The organism is Actinacidiphila sp. bgisy160 (assembly GCF_965342435.1).
Lineage (GTDB): Bacteria > Actinomycetota > Actinomycetes > Streptomycetales > Streptomycetaceae > Actinacidiphila.
In genome coordinates, this window is the sequence record NZ_CBDRCM010000077.1 from 1 (window position 1) to 16,954 (window position 16,954).

Sequence of the window (16,954 nt, forward strand, 5' to 3'; positions counted from 1 at the left end):
GAAACTGGCCCCCACCGCGCCGTGCCTAGCCTGGCGCGCATGTCCCGTCCCCGCCGTCTCGCGGTGACCGCCCTCGCCCTGCTCGCCACCTCGGCGGCCCTCGCCACCGGGGTCGCGCGGGCCGACGGGCACGCCCCCGTCTGGGTGGAACTCGCGACCTGCGAGAGCAGCAACCGCTGGAACACCAACACCGGCAACGGCTTCTACGGCGGGCTGCAGATCTTCCAGCCCACCTGGGTCGAGCACGGTGGCCTCGGCCTGGCGTCCAGGCCCGACCGTGCCACCCCCGACCAGCAGGTGACCGTCGCCGAGGAGATCCTCCGCGACCAGGGCTGGGAGGCCTGGCCGACCTGTGCGCAGCGCCTGCGGCTGGCCGGCCGCGCGCACGCCGTCCAGTCCGGCGAGACCCTGGAGACGGTGGCCCGGCGCTTCAACGTCGGCGGTGGGGCGGCCGAGCTGTACCGGCTCAACCAGGACGTCATCGGCTCCGATCCGACCCGCCGGCTCACCCCCGGTACACTGCTGCGCCTGCCGCAGTGAGACCGGCGGGCGCGCCGTGAGTGGCCCGCCGCCCGCCCGCGCCCGCGCCCGCCGCCACCTCCGTCACCCGGTGGGCCCTCCGTGTGTAGCCCGGTGGGGTGACGCCATGAACGCCGGGGAATGCAGCGGGGGGCGCGATCGCCCCTCCGCGCCGCGACGGGGCTCCGTGCCTGACGGCATGCGATCCGTGGAGGATGCCCCGGGACCTCACGTGAACGTCACGGCGGGGACACAACGAGGAAACGGGAAGGTGAACGGGGGTAACCCGCGGGTCTTGGGCGCGGTCTTGTCAGCACCAGGACGGACACCGGTCTGTGGGAAGCAGGAGAACGCAGGGACGCATGCGCATTTCCATACTGATCCAAAACGCGTACGGAGTCGGTGGCACCATCCGCACGACGTACAACCTGGCGGGAGCCCTGGCCGAGCGGCACGAGGTCGAGATCGTCTCCGTCTTCCGCCATCGTGACGAACCCACCTTCGCCCTTGACCCGCGTGTCGGCCTGCGCCATCTGGTGGACCTGCGCCGGGACAGCGACGCCTGCGAGCTGGCGGACCCGCTGTACAGGCAGCCCTCCTCGGTCTTCCCCAAGGGCGAGAACCGCTACACGCAGTACAGCGTGCTCAGCGACCGGAGGATCGAGGCCCATCTGTCGTCCCTCGACGCCGACGTCGTCATCGGCACGCGCCCCGGGCTGAACGCCCACATCGCCCTGCAGGCCCCGCGCCACATCGTCCGGATCGCGCAGGAGCACCTGACGCTGGAGACCCACTCCGTACCGCTCATCCTCACGCTGCGCCGGTTATACCCCCGGCTGGACGCGGTCACCACGACCACCGAGGCCGACGCCGCCGCCTACCGGCGCAGGCTGCGGCTGCCCGGGGTGCGGGTGGTCACCGTGCCGAACAGCGTTCCGGACCCGGGCGTCACCCCCAGCACCCTGGACGCCAAGTACGTCGTCGCGGTCGGTCGGCTGGCCCCGGTCAAACGTTACGGAGACCTCATCAGGGCCTTCGTCAAGGTCGCGGCGGAACGGCCGGACTGGGGCCTGCGGCTGTACGGCTCGGGGGCGCAGCAGGAGAAGCTGGAGCGGCTCATCGCGCGCCTGGACATCGGAGACCGGGTGACCATGATGGGCACCGCCTCGCCGATCGAGCCGGAGATGGCCAAGGGCTCACTGCTGGCGGTCTCCTCCACCATGGAGTCGTTCGGCATGACCATCGTCGAGGCGATGCGCGTCGGCCTGCCGGTGGTGAGCACCGACTGCCCGCTCGGTCCCGGCGAGATCATCAGCGACGGGGTGGACGGCCTGCTGGTGCCCCCGCGGGACGTGGACGCGCTGGCCGCGTCGATGCTCCGGCTGATCAACGACGACGAGCTGCGCAAGCGGATGGGCCGGGCCGCGCTGGAGAAGGGCGCCCGGTACGACCCCGCGGAGATCGCCGGTGACGTCGAGCGGCTGCTGGAGGAACTCCTCGCCCGGCGGGCGGGCGCCGCGGGCCGGCTGCGCGCGGCCGGACGCCACGTCGGCGGCCTCGGCGTGGGCACCGCGTACGCGGGCAAGGACCTCGCCCGCGCGGTCAAGGGGCGGGCCCGCAGACTCCGCAAGAAGGTGCGGGCGAAGCTCCGCAGGAGCGCGGCAGGGCCGGATCCCCTGTGAGGGGCCGGGCCGAGGGCCGACGCGGGCCGGGCGGGACGGTACGGCGCCCCGCCCCGCCCCGCTCAGCCGTGGTCCCCGGCTCCGGGTTCGACGGCGTCGCGGCGGCCGGTGGACCGTGCCTGGTCGAGGGCGGCGACCTCCGGGTGGTGCAGGTCGAAGGCCGGGGATTCGGAGCGGATCCGCGGCAGCGCAGTGAAGTTGTGCCGCGGCGGTGGACACGAGGTCGCCCATTCCAGCGAACGGCCGAAGCCCCAGGGGTCGTCGACCTCCACCCGTCGGCCGTACCGGGCGGTCCGCCACACGTTGTAGAGGAACGGCAGGGTGGACAGGCCCAGCAGGAACGCCCCGATTGACGAGATCGTATTGAGCGCCGTGAAGCCGTCCGCCGCCAGGTAGTCCGCGTACCGCCGGGGCATGCCCTCCACGCCCAGCCAGTGCTGGACCAGGAAGGTGGTGTGGAAGCCGACGAACAGCGTCCAGAACTGGATCCTCCCCAGCCGCTCGTCGAGCATCTTCCCGGTGAACTTCGGCCACCAGAAGTAGAAGCCGGCGAACATCGCGAAGACCACCGTCCCGAAGACCACGTAGTGGAAGTGGGCCACCACGAAGTACGAGTCGCTGACCTGGAAGTCCAGCGGGGGCGAGGCGAGGATCACCCCGGTGAGGCCGCCGAACAGGAAGCTCACCAGGAAGCCGACGGCCCACAGCATCGGTGTCTCGAAGGACAGCGAACCATGCAGCATCGTGCCGATCCAGTTGAAGAACTTCACCCCGGTCGGCACGGCGATCAGGAACGACAGCAGCGAGAAGAACGGCAGCAGCACGGCGCCGGTGACGAACATGTGGTGTGCCCAGACCACCATCGACAGCCCGGTGATGGCCATCGTCGCGCCGATCAGCGTCATGTAGCCGAAGACCGGCTTGCGCGAGAACACCGGGATGACCTCGGTGATGATGCCGAAGAACGGCAGCGCGATGATGTAGACCTCCGGGTGGCCGAAGAACCAGAACAGGTGCTGCCACAACAGCGCTCCGCCGTTCGCGGGCTCGAAGACCACCGAGCCGAAGCGCCGGTCCGCCTCCAGCACCAGCAGCGTCGCCGCCAGCACCGGGAAGGCCAGCAGCACCATCACCGAGGTGAAGAGCACGTTCCAGGTGAAGATCGGCATCCGGAACATGGTCATGCCCGGTGCCCGCATCCCGACGATCGTCGCGACGAAGTTGACCGCGCCGAGGATGGTGCCGAAGCCCGCCAACGCCAGCCCCATGATCCACATGTCGGCGCCGATCCCGGGCGAGCGGGTCAAGCTGTTCAGCGGCGCGTAGGCGAACCAGCCGAAGGAGGCGCCGCCGGTCGGCGTCAGGAAGCTCCCCAGCACGATCAGCCCGCCGAAGAGGAAGAGCCAGTACGACAGCATGTTCAGCCGGGGGAAGGCGACGTCCGGCGAGCCGATCTGCAGGGGCATGATCTCGTTGGCGAACCCCGCGAAGGTCGGCGTGGCGAAGAGCAGCAGCATGATCGTGCCGTGGATCGTGAAGAGCTGGTTGAAGCGGTCGTTCGACATCAGCTGCAGACCGGGGCGGGCGAGTTCGGCGCGCATCAGCAGCGCCATGAACCCCGCAGCGAGGAAGAAGCCGAACGACGTGATCAGGTAGAGGTGGCCGATCTTCTTGTGGTCGGTGGTGGTCAGCCAGTCCACCAAGAGCCGCCCCGGCCGCCGGGGCGGCGCCGCCCGCTCGGCCGTGGTCTGCGCTGCGTGCGTCCCCATCGGCGCGCTCCCTCGCGGTAGGAGATCCTGCCGGGCACCCGGCCTTCCGTACTCGATCTTCCGTACAGTCTCGGGCAGACGGCCCATCATGTGACGGACCGGGACGGGACGGCCGTGCCGCGCCGTAGGCGGGCCGGGCCGCAGGCGGCACCATGAACGATGACCGGCCCTGTGGAAACGCCCGCGTGAGGGCAGGTCAGGTACCGGGTGCCGGGCGGGCCGAGAGCCCGTTCCGGCTGCTCGGCGCGGCATTGAGCAGATGGTCGAACGAAAGTACGATAACGGGACCATGCCGTAGCGCACCGAGGGGCCCCCGTGACGCATCCGGACCACGACCGCGCGCTGGAGAGCGCGCTCGCCGCGGCGCGGCGCGGCTTCCCCGTCATCCCGCTCTCGCGGACCAAGCTCCCGGCGGTCCGCTCGCCGCACCGGGGCGAGACCGGGTCCGGGATGTGCCGCGGCCAGTGCGGACGGCTCGGCCACGGCGTGCACGACGCCGCCACCGAGCCCGCCCGGATAGCCGAGCTGTTCGCGGCGGCGCCCTGGGCCAGCGGGTACGGGATCGCGTGCGGACGCTCGCCGCACTACCTGATCGGCCTCGACCTGGACCGCAAGGACGGCGTCGACGGCGTGACCGCCTTGGTGGACCTGGCCGCCCGGTGGGGCTTCGCGGTGCCGTGGACGCGCACGGTGATCACCCCGAGCGGCGGCCGGCACCTGTGGCTGCGCGGTCCGGCAGAGGTGATCGTGCCCAACTCCGTGCGCCGGCTCGGCGACGGGATCGACGTGCGCGGCAGCGGCGGCTACCTCGTGGGACCCGGCTCGGTCACCACCGCCGGGCTCTACCGCTGGGACCCGCCGACGGCCTCGATGCCGCCGGCCGCGGTGCCCAAGCGGCTGCTGCGGCTGCTGCTGACGACCCCGCGGCGCCGGGGTGCGCGCGCCCAGGGTGCGGGGACGGGGGCGGGAACGAGTGGGGGCACGGCCGAGCCGCTGATCCGCTTCGTCCTCGGCTCGTCGGTGGGGGAGCGCAACGAGCGGCTCTTCTGGGCCGCGTGCCGGGCCTTCGAGAACGGGCACGGGGACCGGGTCGCCGCGGAGATGGTCGGCGCGGCCGTCAGTACCGGTCTGCCGGAGCGCGAGGCGGAGTCGACGGTGGGCTCCGCCCGCCGGCATGTCCTCGGGGGGTCTGGCGGGCGGCGCTCCGCGGGAGCACTCTGACCGCATGACCTCTACCGCACCGAGGGCCGGCCGGGTCGCCGTCACCGAGGAGGCCGCGGGGCTGCTGCGGCGTCTCGCCGACCAGAACGGCCCGTTGATGTTCCACCAGTCCGGCGGCTGCTGCGACGGCAGCTCGCCCATGTGCTACCCGCTGGGGGAGTTCCTCACCGGGGACTCCGACGTGCACCTCGGCGACCTCGACGTCCTGGGTATCGACCCGGTGCCGGTGTGGATGTCGCGCGACCAGTTCGCCTACTGGAGCCATACGCACCTGACGATCGACGTGGTGCCGGGGCGGGGCAGCGGCTTCTCGCTGGAGGCCCCGACGGGCAACCGGTTTCTCATTCGGTCCCGGCTGCTGACGGACGAAGAGCTGTCGACGCTGGGGATGTGATGTGAGGGAAGTGTGTGGGTCGTTTCCGGTAATTCCGCGGCGGTCGCCGGGCCGGTTTTCGACGGTCGGGTACGCGAATTCGGCGGGCGAGGGGAAAAGACGCCCCCAAAGAGTGAACGGTGCACGCCAAACACTGCCTGGGATTTTGTGACAGAAGTGTGACGATCAAGTCGGCCGCCGCCTTCCGTCACGGCTCGTGTGCGCCTACGGTTGCTGACATGGCAACCGATCCGAGTGCCGCACGGCAACCGCAGGACGAACCGGACAGCTACGTCGGCCTCGCCGCCGAGGAGGCCGAGCGCCGGGCCACCGAGCGCGGCTGGAGCATGGTGCGCGCCCTGCCGCCGGGCGCTGTCATCACCATGGAGTACCGGGTGGGCCGGCTCAACTTCACCGTCGAGGGCGGCCGGGTGATCCGCTGCTGGAGTGGCTGAAGGGCGTTCGCACGGCCCCGCACGACGAAGGCCCCGGCTCGCCCTCTGGGGGGCGGCCGGGGCCTTCGTACGGGCGCGGGCGGGGCGGGAGGCGTGCGTACCTGCGCCGCGGGCCGTCAGCCGGTGGCGCCGCGGCCGCGGGCCACGCCGGCCTGGCCGAGGGGCGCGGGGCGGCCCGGCCGGTCCGCGGGCGGCCGGCGGCTGCCGGCCGGGGTGACCGGGGTGCGCTCGTGCCGGGTGGTGTGCGGACGTGCCGGGTGGTGCGGTATGCCGGACGCGGGCGTCGTCGTACGGCCGCCGAGAACGACGGGGCCGAGTACGCCGTCCGGGTTGTCCGAGACCTGGGGGGAGGCCATCGCCGCGTTCGCGGCGGGGGCCGTGGCGGACGTCGTGCCGATGCCGCGGCGGCGCGCCCAGGCGGCCGTGATCCGCGCCTCGGCCGAGGCCATCAGCGGCTCGAACCAGGGCAGCGCCAGCAGGATCAGCAGGCCGGCCGCCCAGCCGAGCAGGACGTCGCTGACCCAGTGGGTGCCGAGGTAGATCGTGGTCATGCCGACGCCCAGCGCCAGCAGGGCCGCGATCACGGAGGTGACCCGGCGGACCCATGGGGTGGTGGCCAGATAGGCCAGGACTCCCCAGGTCACCACGGCGTTCGCGGTGTGACCGCTGGGAAATATATCGCCGCCGGAGAAGAGTTCGGCCGATCCGGCGCTGGTCGCGTAGTGCGGGCCGAGCCTGCCGAGGCCGTACTTCACCGAGCCGACGGTGACGTTCAGCAGCAGCAGCGACGTGCCCAGTACGAGCAGCGGGTGCAGGGTGCGCTGGCGCCAGGCGCGCCAGCCCAGCCAGGAGGCGACGATCACGGCCGTCGGGCCGCGCTGGCCCAGGACCACGAAGTAGTCCAGGAAGGCGTGGATCTGCGGCCACTGCTTGTACGGCCGCCACATCATGACCTGCCAGTCCAGGGTCACGAGCTTGGACGTGGTCAGGACGGCTACGACGATGGCCACATAGGCCACGAGCGTCGAGCCGAACAGCAGCACGCGTGTCCGGCTCATACCCGGTGGCGCCTGGGCTGTCTCGGGCTCCTCCATGAGGAGAAGCTTGTCATCGGTACGCACTCAATCGACGTTACAACGTGTGATGGCGGAGTTCGGCCGGAAGGCCGGGTTCGTAATGACGATGTGATGTGGACTACGTCTCAGTCCCACCCATTGAGCCGAATGCGGGAACTCCTTGATTTTATGTTTCGAAGTGCATGCGGAGGATCTCGGGAAATCGCGCGTTCGATTTCCTCTCACCACGTTTATCCTTGATTACCCGTCACTTCTCGTGAAGTTCGCCTGCCATTCCCGGGCCCGGTCCGGCTCCCCGCGCACCCCCGGCGCCGGCCCGGAGAGTCACCGGTGACCTGCGGGGATTCGCCGATCAGCGGGCGTGTGAACGCACGGAGCGGGCGTACGGGTGGGTCCGCGCGCCCCGTGTAGCCCGTGCGTGCCACCGGAACGGGCGGGTACACGCCACCCGGTGGACGCCCCGGCGGCCGCGCCGCGGCGGTACCGGAAATGTCCGGCAGGTCTCCGGTGGGTGGCCTTCGCGTGACGACGGCCGTGCGGGAACGTGACCCGCGCCACCCCCCATCGGCGCGGACTCGCGTAGTCTGACGACTTCACTCGCCCTCGTCACTGGGTTCCCCCGGGACTGTCCCCCTCGTCCTGCCCAGGGACACCGCGAGCGCACCGCTGGGAGGTACGTACATGACAGGGACGTCCTCGGCCGGCATCCCCGGACCGGCCGCCGTCCCACAGCACACTCGGCCCGTCAACCGCTGGACCGTGCTCATCGTCCTCTGCGTCGGCCTGTTGCTCGTCGCCCTCGACGCGACCGTGCTGCACGTCGCCGTTCCCGCGGTGAGCGAGGACCTGCGCCCCGGCGCGATCGAGCTGCTGTGGATCGTCGACGCCTACCCGCTCGTCGCCGCGTCCTTGCTCATCCTCTTCGGCACCCTCGGCGACCGCGTCGGAAGACGCCGGATCCTGCTGATCGGCTGCACGATCTTCGCGGCCGCCTCGGCGGTGGCCGCCCTCGCGCCCGACCCACGCGTCCTCATCGCGGCCCGCGCCCTGCTCGGCATCGGCGGCGCGATGATCATGCCGGCCACGCTGTCGATCCTGCGGCAGGTCTTCCCCGACCGCCGTGAGCGGGCCGTCGCCATCGGCGTGTGGAGCGCCGTCGCGGCCGTCGGCGCCGCCGTCGGGCCGGTCCTCGGCGGCTTCCTCGTCGAGCACTTCTGGTGGGGCTCGGTCTTCCTCATCAACATCCCCCTGATGGCCGTCATCCTTCCGGTGGCCCGCTGGCTGCTGCCGGAGTCCCGCGGTGAGCTGGACGGCCCCTGGGACGTCCTGGGCGCGGTGATGGCCGCGCTCGGCATCCTCGGCGCCATCCTCGGCGTCAAGAGGGTCGGCGGCGGCGCGGCCCCGTACGAGCCCTCCGCGCTCGTCCCACTGCTCGTGGGCCTGACCCTGCTGGTGCTGTTCGTGCGCCGGCAGCGCCGGCGCGAGCACCCGCTCATCGACATACGGATGTTCCGCCGGCCCGCCTTCGGCACCTCCGTGGGCTGCATCGTGCTGGCGCTGCTCGCCCTCGTCGGCCTGGAACTGATCGCCGTCCAGTACCTGCAGCTGGTCCTCGGCCTGAGCCCCCTGCGGACGGGGCTGCGGCTGCTGCCGCTCACCCTCGCGGCCATGGGCGCCGGCCTCCTGGGCTCCCGGATGCTCGGCCGATTCGGGCCGCGCGCCATGGTGAGCTCCGGTTTCCTCCTGACCGCGTGCGCGGTGCTCGTCCTGACCCTCATGGGCCAGTACGACCGGCCCGGCGTGCTGACCGCGGGCTTCGTCCTGCTCGGCTTCGGCCTGGAGACCACGCTCTTCGGCGCCTACGAATCCATGCTCAGCGACGCCCCGGCCGAGCAGGCGGGCGGCGCCGCCGCGATCGGCGAGACCTCCTACCAGCTGGGTGCCGGCCTCGGCATCGCCCTGCTGGGCAGCGTCATGAACGCCGCGTACGCCCCCGGCGTCGCCCGGGTCCCCGGGGTGCCGGCGGACGCCGGCGTCTCGGCCGGCAAGTCGCTCGGCGAGGCCTACGAGGTCTCCGGCCACCTCGGCGGTTCCGCCGGTGCCTCTCTGCGGCATGCCGCACGGCACGCCTTCGTCCACGGGATGCACATCACCCTGGTGGTCAGCGCGGGTCTGCTGCTGCTCGGCGCGGTCGCCGCGCTGCGGCTGCCCCGCCGCATGGAGTGCGGTACGGCGGCCCAGCGGCCCGCCGCCTCCGGGATCCCGTCTCCCCGCGAGCACGCCCTGGCCGGGGCCGACGTGTCGCGCTGAGCACACCGCCGGGGGCTTTACCCGCTCCCGCCGCGGAAGTAGCTTCGTCGGCGAAGCGCAGTGATCACCGGAGAGGACGACGATGTCCGCTGGAAAGCCGCAGTTCGACCCGAGCGACCCGCTCGGCATCGACGACCTGCTCGACGACGAGGACCTCGCCGTGCGGGACACCGTGCGCGGCTGGGCCGCCGACCGCGTGCTGCCGCACGTGGCGCAGTGGTACGAGCGCGGCGAGCTGCCGGGGATCCGTGAGCTGGCCCGGGAGCTCGGCTCGATCGGCGCGCTCGGCATGTCGCTGACCGGCTACGGCTGCGCCGGCGCCACCGCCGTCCAGTACGGCCTGGCCTGTCTGGAGCTGGAGGCGGCCGACTCCGGCATCCGTTCGCTCGTCTCCGTCCAGGGCTCGCTGGCGATGTACGCCATCCACCGGTACGGCTCCGAGGAGCAGAAGCAGCGGTGGCTGCCGAGGATGGCCGCCGGCGAGGTCATCGGCTGCTTCGGCCTCACCGAGCCCGACCACGGATCCGACCCGGCGGGCATGCGTACGCACGCCGAACGGGACGGTACCGACTGGATCCTGAACGGCCGCAAGATGTGGATCACCAACGGCTCGGTCGCCGGGGTCGCCGTGGTGTGGGCCCGCACCGACGAGGGCATCCGCGGCTTCGCCGTGCCCACCGACACCCCCGGGTTCTCCGCCCCGGAGATCAAGCACAAGTGGTCGCTCCGCGCCTCCGTGACCAGCGAACTGGTGATGGACGACGTGCGCCTGCCCGCCGACGCGGTCCTGCCCGAGGTCACCGGCCTGCGCGGCCCGCTCAGCTGCCTGAACCACGCCCGCTACGGCATCGTGTGGGGTGCCATGGGCGCCGCGCGCAGCAGTTTCGAGGCGGCCCTGGACTACTCCCGCACCCGTGAGCAGTTCGGCCGGCCCATCGGGGGCTTCCAGCTGACCCAGGCCAAGCTCGCCGACATGGCGCTCGAACTGCACAAGGGCATCCTCCTCGCCCACCATCTCGGGCGGCGCATGGACGCGGGCACGCTCCGTCCCGAGCAGGTCAGCTTCGGCAAGCTCAACAACGTGCGCGAGGCGATCGAGATCTGCCGCACGGCCCGCACGGTGCTGGGCGCGAACGGGATCTCCCTCGAATACCCCGTCATGCGGCACGCGACCAACCTGGAGTCCGTGCTCACCTACGAGGGCACCGTCGAGATGCATCAGTTGGTGCTCGGCAAGGCGCTCACCGGTATCGACGCCTTCCGGTAGACGGCAGGCCGGTCGCCCCCGGCACCGGCGCCGGGTTCCGGCGCCGATGCCGCGGGTCAGTTCTGGTTGAAGAAGCCGTCCCCGCCACGCTTGCTGTCGGCGTTGACGACTAGGTAGTCGGGCGGGGTCAGCAGGAAGACGCGGTTCGCCACGCGGTCGATGGAACCGCGCAGGCCGAAGGTGAGGCCGGCCGCGAAGTCGACGACGCGCTTGGCGTCGGCGGGGTCCATGGCCGTCAGGTTGACGATGACCGGGACGCCGGCCCGGAACAGCTCGCCGATGCCGCGGGCGTCCCGGAAGCCGTCCGGGGTGACCGTGGCGATCCGGCGGCCCTGCTCCTCCGCCGAGTCCGAGGCCACGCGCACGCGGGGGTCGGTGACCCAGGAGTCGGGGGAGGACGTCTCGGCGCCGTCGCCGTAATCGGCGTATTCCTCGTCGTAGTACTCCTCGGCGCTGTTGTCGTCGACGAGTCCCAGCCAGGCGCTCGCCCGTCGTACCGATCCCATGGACGCCTCCTCTCGCACGCGGTCAGTTTGCCGTCCGCACCCCTATGGTCGTCCATGATGCGGATGATGCGCCAAGCGGATACCCACCGTGGGGTGGATTCGTGACAGACCTGGTGCATAAATCGCACTAGTGGCCCCCAGTCACCCCCTGGAATAACACTCCTGACGGATCATCGGAAAGGCACCCGCTCGGTAGAGTGATGTGGCACCGCCGGACAGCCGAACGGGTGGCGTACAGAACGACCAGCCGATGACATGTTCCATTGCCGCGAATGACGTACGGGGGATTGCGATGTTCGGAATCGTCAGACCGTGCCGGCACCGTCTGCCGGAGAAGCTGGCCATATCGTGGACGGCCCATCTGTGCGGCCTCTGCCTCGCCCTGAGGGATGATCACGGGCAACTGGCCAGGGTCGCCACGAATTACGACGGGCTCATCATCTCGGTGCTCGTCGAGGCCCAGGCCGGGCGGACCGAGAGCGGACGACGCACCGCAGGCCCGTGCCCGCTGCGCGCGATGCGGACCGCGCCCGTCGCCAAGGGGGAGGGCGCGCGGCTGGCCGCGGCGGTCTCGCTGGTGCTGGCCTCCGCGAAGATGCGCGACCACATGGCGGACGGCGACGGGCTGCTGGCGCGCCGTCCGGTCGCCGCGGCGGCGCGCACGGTCGCCCGGCGCTGGGACCGCGCGGGGGCAGTGACCGGTTCGGGGCTGGGCTTCGACACCGCGGTGCTGGTGGACGCCGTCGGCCGGCAGAGCGCCGTCGAGGCGGCCGCCGGCCTCGGCACCTCGCTGCTGACCGTCACCGAACCCACCGAGACCGCCACCGCCGCCGCGTTCGGCCACACGGCGGTGCTGGCCGGGCGCCCGGCCAACCGCGCGCCGCTGGAGGAGGCGGGCCGGCTCTTCGGCCGCCTCGCCCATCTGCTCGACGCGGTCGAGGACCTGGAAGCCGATGCCGCGGCGGGCGCGTGGAACCCGCTTGCCGCCACCGGCACGAGCGTGGACGAGGCGCGGCGGCTGTGCGACGACGCCGTGCACGGGATCCGGCTGGCACTGCGCGACGTGGAGTTCAGCGACGGCGCGCTCGCCCACGTCCTGCTCGCCCACGAGTTGCCGCGTTCCGTGGACCGCGCGTTCGGCGCCTCGTGCGCCCACCACCCGGGTCCGGGCGGCCCCGGCGGGCCCGTGCGGTCGCCCTGGCTGACCCCCGGCGCCCCGCACCAGCCGGGCCCCCGCCGCGGTCTGCTCGCCGGGTGTGCGGTGTTCGCGGGGCTCTGCTGCACCTGCCAGATCTGCTGCCGGGACCACTACGACGACCCCTGGAGCGGCAGGCGGCGCGAGGGATGGTGCTCCAACTGCGACTGCTCCGGGTGTGACTGCGGTTGCGGCGACGGCTGCTGCTGCGACTGCGATTGCTGCGACTGCGATTGCTGCGGCTGCGACTGCTGAGGGGGTCGCGCGGGCCCGTTCCCGCGACGGCGGTGCCGAGGGCGGGTGTGCCGGGTCCGTGAGGTGCCCGGCGTGCGCCTGTGATGTCCCGGGATGATGTACCGGGACCGCCGGGCGGGTCGCGTGCAGTGGTCGCCGTCGGGGCCGCGCCGGGGTGGCGTCAAGGGGGAGGGGCCGCCGCTCGCGTGGTGCGGCGACTGCCCTTGGCGCGTGCCCGGCGAACGGGTGGCCCGGCGCGATCGCGCCGGGTGCTGGCCGTGGTGGCGGCGCTGGGCGCGATCGCGGTCGTCCTTCGGGGCGGTGGCGTGCGGCGACCCGGCGCTGTGGCGCCTGGCGTCGCCTGGGCGTGGCGGAGCCGCCCGTTCGCGCCAAACCGGGGGTGGGGCGCGGGGGCTCCCGGGGGCCGGCGGCGGCAGGGGGGCTCACCAGGCGATACACCGTCACCGGGGGCGTCCGACGGCGCCGGTGCGGCGTTTCGGGGGCGTGACGCGGCCGAAACCCGCCCTTGTGCGCTTGTGCGTGACTCTGAATACTCCCGTGTGCGCAGCACTTGTCAGGGGCACGCCACCCCCACACGTACGGCGGCGCCCTCGCTGCGCCTCACCGGCCCGCGCTACGCGGGTCAACTTCCGCTCCCCCACAGGAGGAAAAGCGTGAGGATCAAGCACACGACCCACACCCCCGTCCCGAGACGCGCACGGCTGATCGCCGTGGCGTCCGGTCTGCTGGCGGCCACCGCGCTCACCCTGCCCGCCGCCCAGGCCGCCCCCGCGCCCAAGGCCTCCCCCGAGGCCGCGGCCGCGCTCACCACGTCCCTCGGCACCGCCTCCACCGCCGGTTCCTACTACGACGCCAAGGCCAAGGCCATGGTCGTCAACGTCACCAACGACAAGGCGGCCCAGGCCGTCAGCGCGGCCGGCGCGATCCCGAAGTTCGTGGCGCACAGCACCGCCCAGCTGGAGAAGGCCGGGAAGGCCACCCTCGCCGCGGACATCGCGGGCACCTCGTGGGTCGTCGACCCGAAGTCCAACCGGCTGGAGATCACCGCCGACAGCACGGTCACCGGCGCCGAGCTCACCAAGCTGCGGCAGGCCACCGCCTCGTACGGCGACGCGGTCACCTTCCGCCGCACGGCCGGCACCTTCAAGCGGCTGATCGCCGGCGGCGACGCCATCTACGGCGGCGGTTACCGCTGCTCGCTCGGCTTCAACGTGCGCAGCGGCAGCACCAACTACTTCCTGACCGCCGGGCACTGCGGTGAGGTCGCGTCCACCTGGTACTCCAACTCCAGCCAGTCCACCGTCCTGGGCTCGAACGTCAGCTACAGCTTCCCGACCAACGACTACGCGCTGGTCCGGTACAGCAACACCTCCGTGACCAAGAGCGGCACGGCCGGAAACACCGACATCACCAGCGCCGGCAACGCCTTCGTGGGCCAGGCCGTCCTGCGTGACGGCTCCACCACCGGCATCCACAGCGGTACGGTCACCGGCCTCAACGCCACCGTCAACTACGGCGGCGGCGACGTGGTCTACCAGATGATCCGCACCAACGTGTGCGCCGAGGGCGGCGACTCCGGCGGCGCGCTGTACACCTCCGGCGGCATCGCGCTGGGCCTGACCTCCGGCGGCAGCGGCAACTGCAGTGTCGGCGGGACGACCTTCTTCCAGCCGGTGACGGAGGCGCTCAGCGTCTACGGTGTCAGCGTCTTCTGACCCTCCGGGAGGTCCACGCCCTCCCTTCCGTCACGGACGGACCCGGCGGCCTCACGGCCGCCGGGCACGTCCCGTATGGCCCTCTTGTCCATCGGGCTGATCGTCACAGGCCGCGCGGGCCCGCGTCGGTCCGGCCGGTGCCCGGGCCGGGCGCCGGGCGGCGGGCGGTGTCGCTATCTGTGCGCCGAACCCGGCGACTTCGGCGGCCCGTTGCGCGACGGGACCAAGGCCCTGGGGCTGCTGACCGGCGACAGCGGCGACTGCACCGAGGGGGCACCACCTTCTTCCAGCCGCTGCCCGCGGTCCTCAAGGCCTACGGGGTCAGTGTGCACTGAGCCCGCCCCGGCCGCCGCCCGTGACGTGCGCCCCGCTCACCCGGGGAAGCACACCTGCCGGGCGGCGGCCTCCGGCACCGCGAACTCCAGCAGCCGCGCGCCCTCGGCGGCGACCGCGTCCCGCGCCGCAGCGTCCAGCGGCGTGTACGGGCGGACGTGGAGCACGGCCGCGTCGCGGGTCGCCCGGATCCGCCACAGCCCGTGGACGAAGCCGTCGTGGAGGAAGAAGCCCCGGTTGCTGCCGCTGCCGGGCAGCGGCTCCCCGGCGTAGGGGTTGCGCAGCATGATCCGCGCCCGGTCGGCGTGCGAGAGGGCGATGTTGTCGTACTGCGGCAGGAACCGCGGCGGCGCCTTCGTCCCGGGGTCGGGGAAGGGCGCGCCCGGGACGTCGTACAGGACGGTGCCCTTCTCGTCGCGGTAGACCCGCAGCCCCGGTCGGAGCCGGTCCATGACGGCGCGGAGCCCGGTCAGCCCCGACCAGACGGCGACGTCCCCGGCCGACGCGGGACCGAAGGCGGCGAGGTAGCGCAGCACGGCCGCGTCCGGCGCGGAGCCGGCGGCGAAGTCGAAGTCCCGGCCGAGCCACTGGCCGGCCAGGGCCTGCAGGGCCGCGCCGGGGGTACGCCACAGGCCGCGCGGCGGCGGCTGCACGGTCGGAACCCGCGCCGTGACGGCCAGACTGAGCGGCAGCCGCTCGCGGTCCGGCCACCGCTCCCGCAGGGCGTCCCCGAGCCGGCTCGCCGACAGCGGGCCGCCCTCGAGGAGCGTGCGGCCCGCCCCGGCCACCTCCGCCAGGTCCAGCCCCGCCAGTTGCCGCCGGAACTGCCCGAGCAGGCGCCGTTCGAGCACGTCCTGGACAATCGGGCGCAGCGCCATGCAGTCCCGTGCCGTCACCAGGTGCACCGTCCACCGCAGCAGCGACATCCGCACCACCCGCCGGTCCGCGAGCATCCCGGACAGCTCCTCCGGCGCGAAGTCCTCGATCCGGGACCACAGCGCGACGTACGGATCCTGCGGCTCCTGCGCCTGCAGCCCCACCAGCCCCTCGATCATCTGCGCGGCGCCGGTGCGCACCCGGCCCAGCAGCGACTGCCGGGCCAGGAGGGAGCGGTTGAGCGTCCGGCGGTCCAGGACGGTGCCTTCGGGGATCGTCTCCATGGCCGTCACGGTACGGCGGAGTGCGGTCAGGAATCGTCCGCGACGACTGACAGACTGGCTGCCGTGCTGGAAACCTCCGCCCGACTGCTGCGCCTGCTGTCCCTGCTCCAGTCCCGGCGCGACTGGACGGGGCCCGAACTCGCCGAGCGCCTCGCCGTCACCGCCCGCACGGTGCGCCGCGACGTGGAGCGGCTGCGCGCCCTCGGCTACCCCGTGCACGCCACCCCCGGCACCGCCGGCGGCTACCGGCTGGGCGCGGGCGCCGCGCTGCCCCCGCTGCTGCTCGACGACGAGGAGGCGATCGCGGTCGCGCTGTGCCTGCGCACCGGCGTCGGCGGCAGCGTCGAGGGAGTCGAGGAGACCTCGCTGCGCGCCCTGGCCAAGCTGGAGCAGGTGCTGCCCGCCCGGCTGCGCCGCCGGGCGCAGGCCATGGAGGCCGTCGCGGTCGCCCGGCCCGCGACCGTGCCGGGCGCCGTCGCCCAGGACGTGCTGACCGCGATCGGCGCCGCGTGCCGCGACCACGAACGGCTGCGCTTCGACTACCGGGCGCACGGCGGCACCGCCAGCCGCCGCACGGTGGAGCCGCACGGTCTGGTCCACCACGGCCGCCGCTGGTATCTGCTCGCCTGGGATACCGACCGGCAGGACTGGCGCACCTTCAGGGTGGACCGGATGGACCCCAAGTCCCCGGCCGGCCCCCGCTTCACGCCCCGGCGGCCGCCGGCGGACGCCGCGTCGTACGTGGCCCAGGGCGTCACCTCGCGGGCTTACCGCCACCAGGCGGTCGTCGTCGTGCACGCTCCCGCCGAGGCCGTCGCCGAGTACGCCGGGTACGCGACCGTGGAGTCCACCGGGCCGGACAGTTGTGTGCTGCGCACCGGTTCCGAGTCCCTCGACGCGCTCGCCGTCTACATTGGCATGCTCGGCGTCGACTTCGAGGTGCGGGAGCCCCCTGAGCTGGCCGAACGGCTGCGGGTCGTCGCGGACCGGCTCGCCCGGGCGGCGGGCGAGCCGCGGTAGGCCGTCACCTGGCCCGTAACGGGCATCCCTGCCCGTATCCGGCGGGTTACCCGCGAGGTACCGTGGAAGTACTGCGATTCCGGACCCCAGGGGGCCGT

Annotated in this window: 14 protein-coding genes; 10 read left to right on the plus strand and 4 right to left on the minus strand. The window is 72.7% G+C overall.

What is annotated here, in order from left to right:
• Nucleotides 1–39 precede the first annotated feature (39 nt).
• Together ACRWNP_RS34335 and ACRWNP_RS34340 are read left to right on the plus strand one after the other, a co-directional pair.
• A complete protein-coding gene (locus tag ACRWNP_RS34335; RefSeq protein ID WP_431968473.1) occupies nucleotides 40–540 on the plus strand; it encodes a transglycosylase family protein in 501 nt (166 codons plus the stop codon).
• A gap of 341 nt (nucleotides 541–881) precedes the next feature.
• Nucleotides 882–2,201: a glycosyltransferase family 4 protein gene (locus ACRWNP_RS34340; protein ID WP_431968475.1), complete on the plus strand. Its 1,320-nt coding sequence runs from the start codon at nucleotides 882–884 to the stop codon at nucleotides 2,199–2,201.
• 62 nt (nucleotides 2,202–2,263) lie between these two features.
• Here ACRWNP_RS34340 and ctaD read toward each other — a convergent pair whose 3' ends face one another.
• A complete protein-coding gene (gene ctaD, locus ACRWNP_RS34345; RefSeq protein ID WP_431968477.1) occupies nucleotides 2,264–3,970 on the minus strand; it encodes an aa3-type cytochrome oxidase subunit I in 1,707 nt (568 codons plus the stop codon).
• Nucleotides 3,971–4,285: 315 nt separating this feature from the next.
• Between ctaD and ACRWNP_RS34350 the strand changes: the two genes are divergently transcribed.
• The 3 genes from ACRWNP_RS34350 (at nucleotide 4,286) to ACRWNP_RS34360 (ending at nucleotide 6,019) form a co-directional block, all read left to right on the plus strand.
• On the plus strand, nucleotides 4,286–5,191 hold the full coding sequence (locus ACRWNP_RS34350; RefSeq protein WP_431968479.1) for a bifunctional DNA primase/polymerase: 906 nt from the start codon (nucleotides 4,286–4,288) through the stop codon (nucleotides 5,189–5,191).
• Nucleotides 5,192–5,195: 4 nt separating this feature from the next.
• Nucleotides 5,196–5,585 (plus strand): DUF779 domain-containing protein, encoded by a 390-nt coding sequence (locus ACRWNP_RS34355; RefSeq protein WP_431968481.1) that lies wholly within the window; start codon nucleotides 5,196–5,198, stop codon nucleotides 5,583–5,585.
• Nucleotides 5,586–5,803: 218 nt separating this feature from the next.
• Complete coding sequence (locus ACRWNP_RS34360; protein ID WP_431968482.1) at nucleotides 5,804–6,019, plus strand: I78 family peptidase inhibitor; 216 nt, start codon at nucleotides 5,804–5,806, stop codon at nucleotides 6,017–6,019.
• 116 nt (nucleotides 6,020–6,135) lie between these two features.
• Here the strand turns inward: ACRWNP_RS34360 and ACRWNP_RS34365 are convergent, their stop codons facing one another.
• Complete coding sequence (locus tag ACRWNP_RS34365) at nucleotides 6,136–7,140, minus strand: phosphatase PAP2 family protein (protein WP_431968484.1); 1,005 nt, start codon at nucleotides 7,138–7,140, stop codon at nucleotides 6,136–6,138.
• Nucleotides 7,141–7,776: 636 nt separating this feature from the next.
• On the opposite strand from ACRWNP_RS34365, the gene ACRWNP_RS34370 reads away from it, so the two are divergent.
• Together ACRWNP_RS34370 and ACRWNP_RS34375 are read left to right on the plus strand one after the other, a co-directional pair.
• Nucleotides 7,777–9,405 (plus strand): MFS transporter, encoded by a 1,629-nt coding sequence (locus ACRWNP_RS34370; RefSeq protein ID WP_431968486.1) that lies wholly within the window; start codon nucleotides 7,777–7,779, stop codon nucleotides 9,403–9,405.
• Nucleotides 9,406–9,487: 82 nt separating this feature from the next.
• Complete coding sequence (locus ACRWNP_RS34375) at nucleotides 9,488–10,672, plus strand: acyl-CoA dehydrogenase family protein (protein ID WP_431968488.1); 1,185 nt, start codon at nucleotides 9,488–9,490, stop codon at nucleotides 10,670–10,672.
• Between the two features lie 56 nt (nucleotides 10,673–10,728).
• On the opposite strand, the gene ACRWNP_RS34380 is transcribed toward ACRWNP_RS34375, so the two are convergent.
• Nucleotides 10,729–11,178 carry a cell division protein SepF gene (locus ACRWNP_RS34380; RefSeq protein WP_431968490.1) on the minus strand — a complete coding sequence of 150 codons (450 nt, stop codon included), beginning with the start codon at nucleotides 11,176–11,178 and terminating at the stop codon, nucleotides 10,729–10,731.
• Nucleotides 11,179–11,470: 292 nt separating this feature from the next.
• Between ACRWNP_RS34380 and ACRWNP_RS34385 the strand changes: the two genes are divergently transcribed.
• Nucleotides 11,471–12,628, plus strand: coding sequence for a DUF5685 family protein (locus tag ACRWNP_RS34385; RefSeq protein ID WP_431968492.1), 1,158 nt, complete (start codon nucleotides 11,471–11,473; stop codon nucleotides 12,626–12,628).
• 653 nt (nucleotides 12,629–13,281) lie between these two features.
• Nucleotides 13,282–14,343 carry a S1 family peptidase gene (locus ACRWNP_RS34390; RefSeq protein ID WP_431968494.1) on the plus strand — a complete coding sequence of 354 codons (1,062 nt, stop codon included), beginning with the start codon at nucleotides 13,282–13,284 and terminating at the stop codon, nucleotides 14,341–14,343.
• A 371-nt stretch (nucleotides 14,344–14,714) separates the two neighbouring features.
• Here ACRWNP_RS34390 and ACRWNP_RS34395 read toward each other — a convergent pair whose 3' ends face one another.
• Nucleotides 14,715–15,836: a winged helix DNA-binding domain-containing protein gene (locus ACRWNP_RS34395; protein ID WP_431968496.1), complete on the minus strand. Its 1,122-nt coding sequence runs from the start codon at nucleotides 15,834–15,836 to the stop codon at nucleotides 14,715–14,717.
• Between the two features lie 63 nt (nucleotides 15,837–15,899).
• On the opposite strand from ACRWNP_RS34395, the gene ACRWNP_RS34400 reads away from it, so the two are divergent.
• On the plus strand, nucleotides 15,900–16,856 hold the full coding sequence (locus ACRWNP_RS34400; RefSeq protein WP_431968498.1) for a helix-turn-helix transcriptional regulator: 957 nt from the start codon (nucleotides 15,900–15,902) through the stop codon (nucleotides 16,854–16,856).
• Nucleotides 16,857–16,954 lie beyond the last annotated feature (98 nt).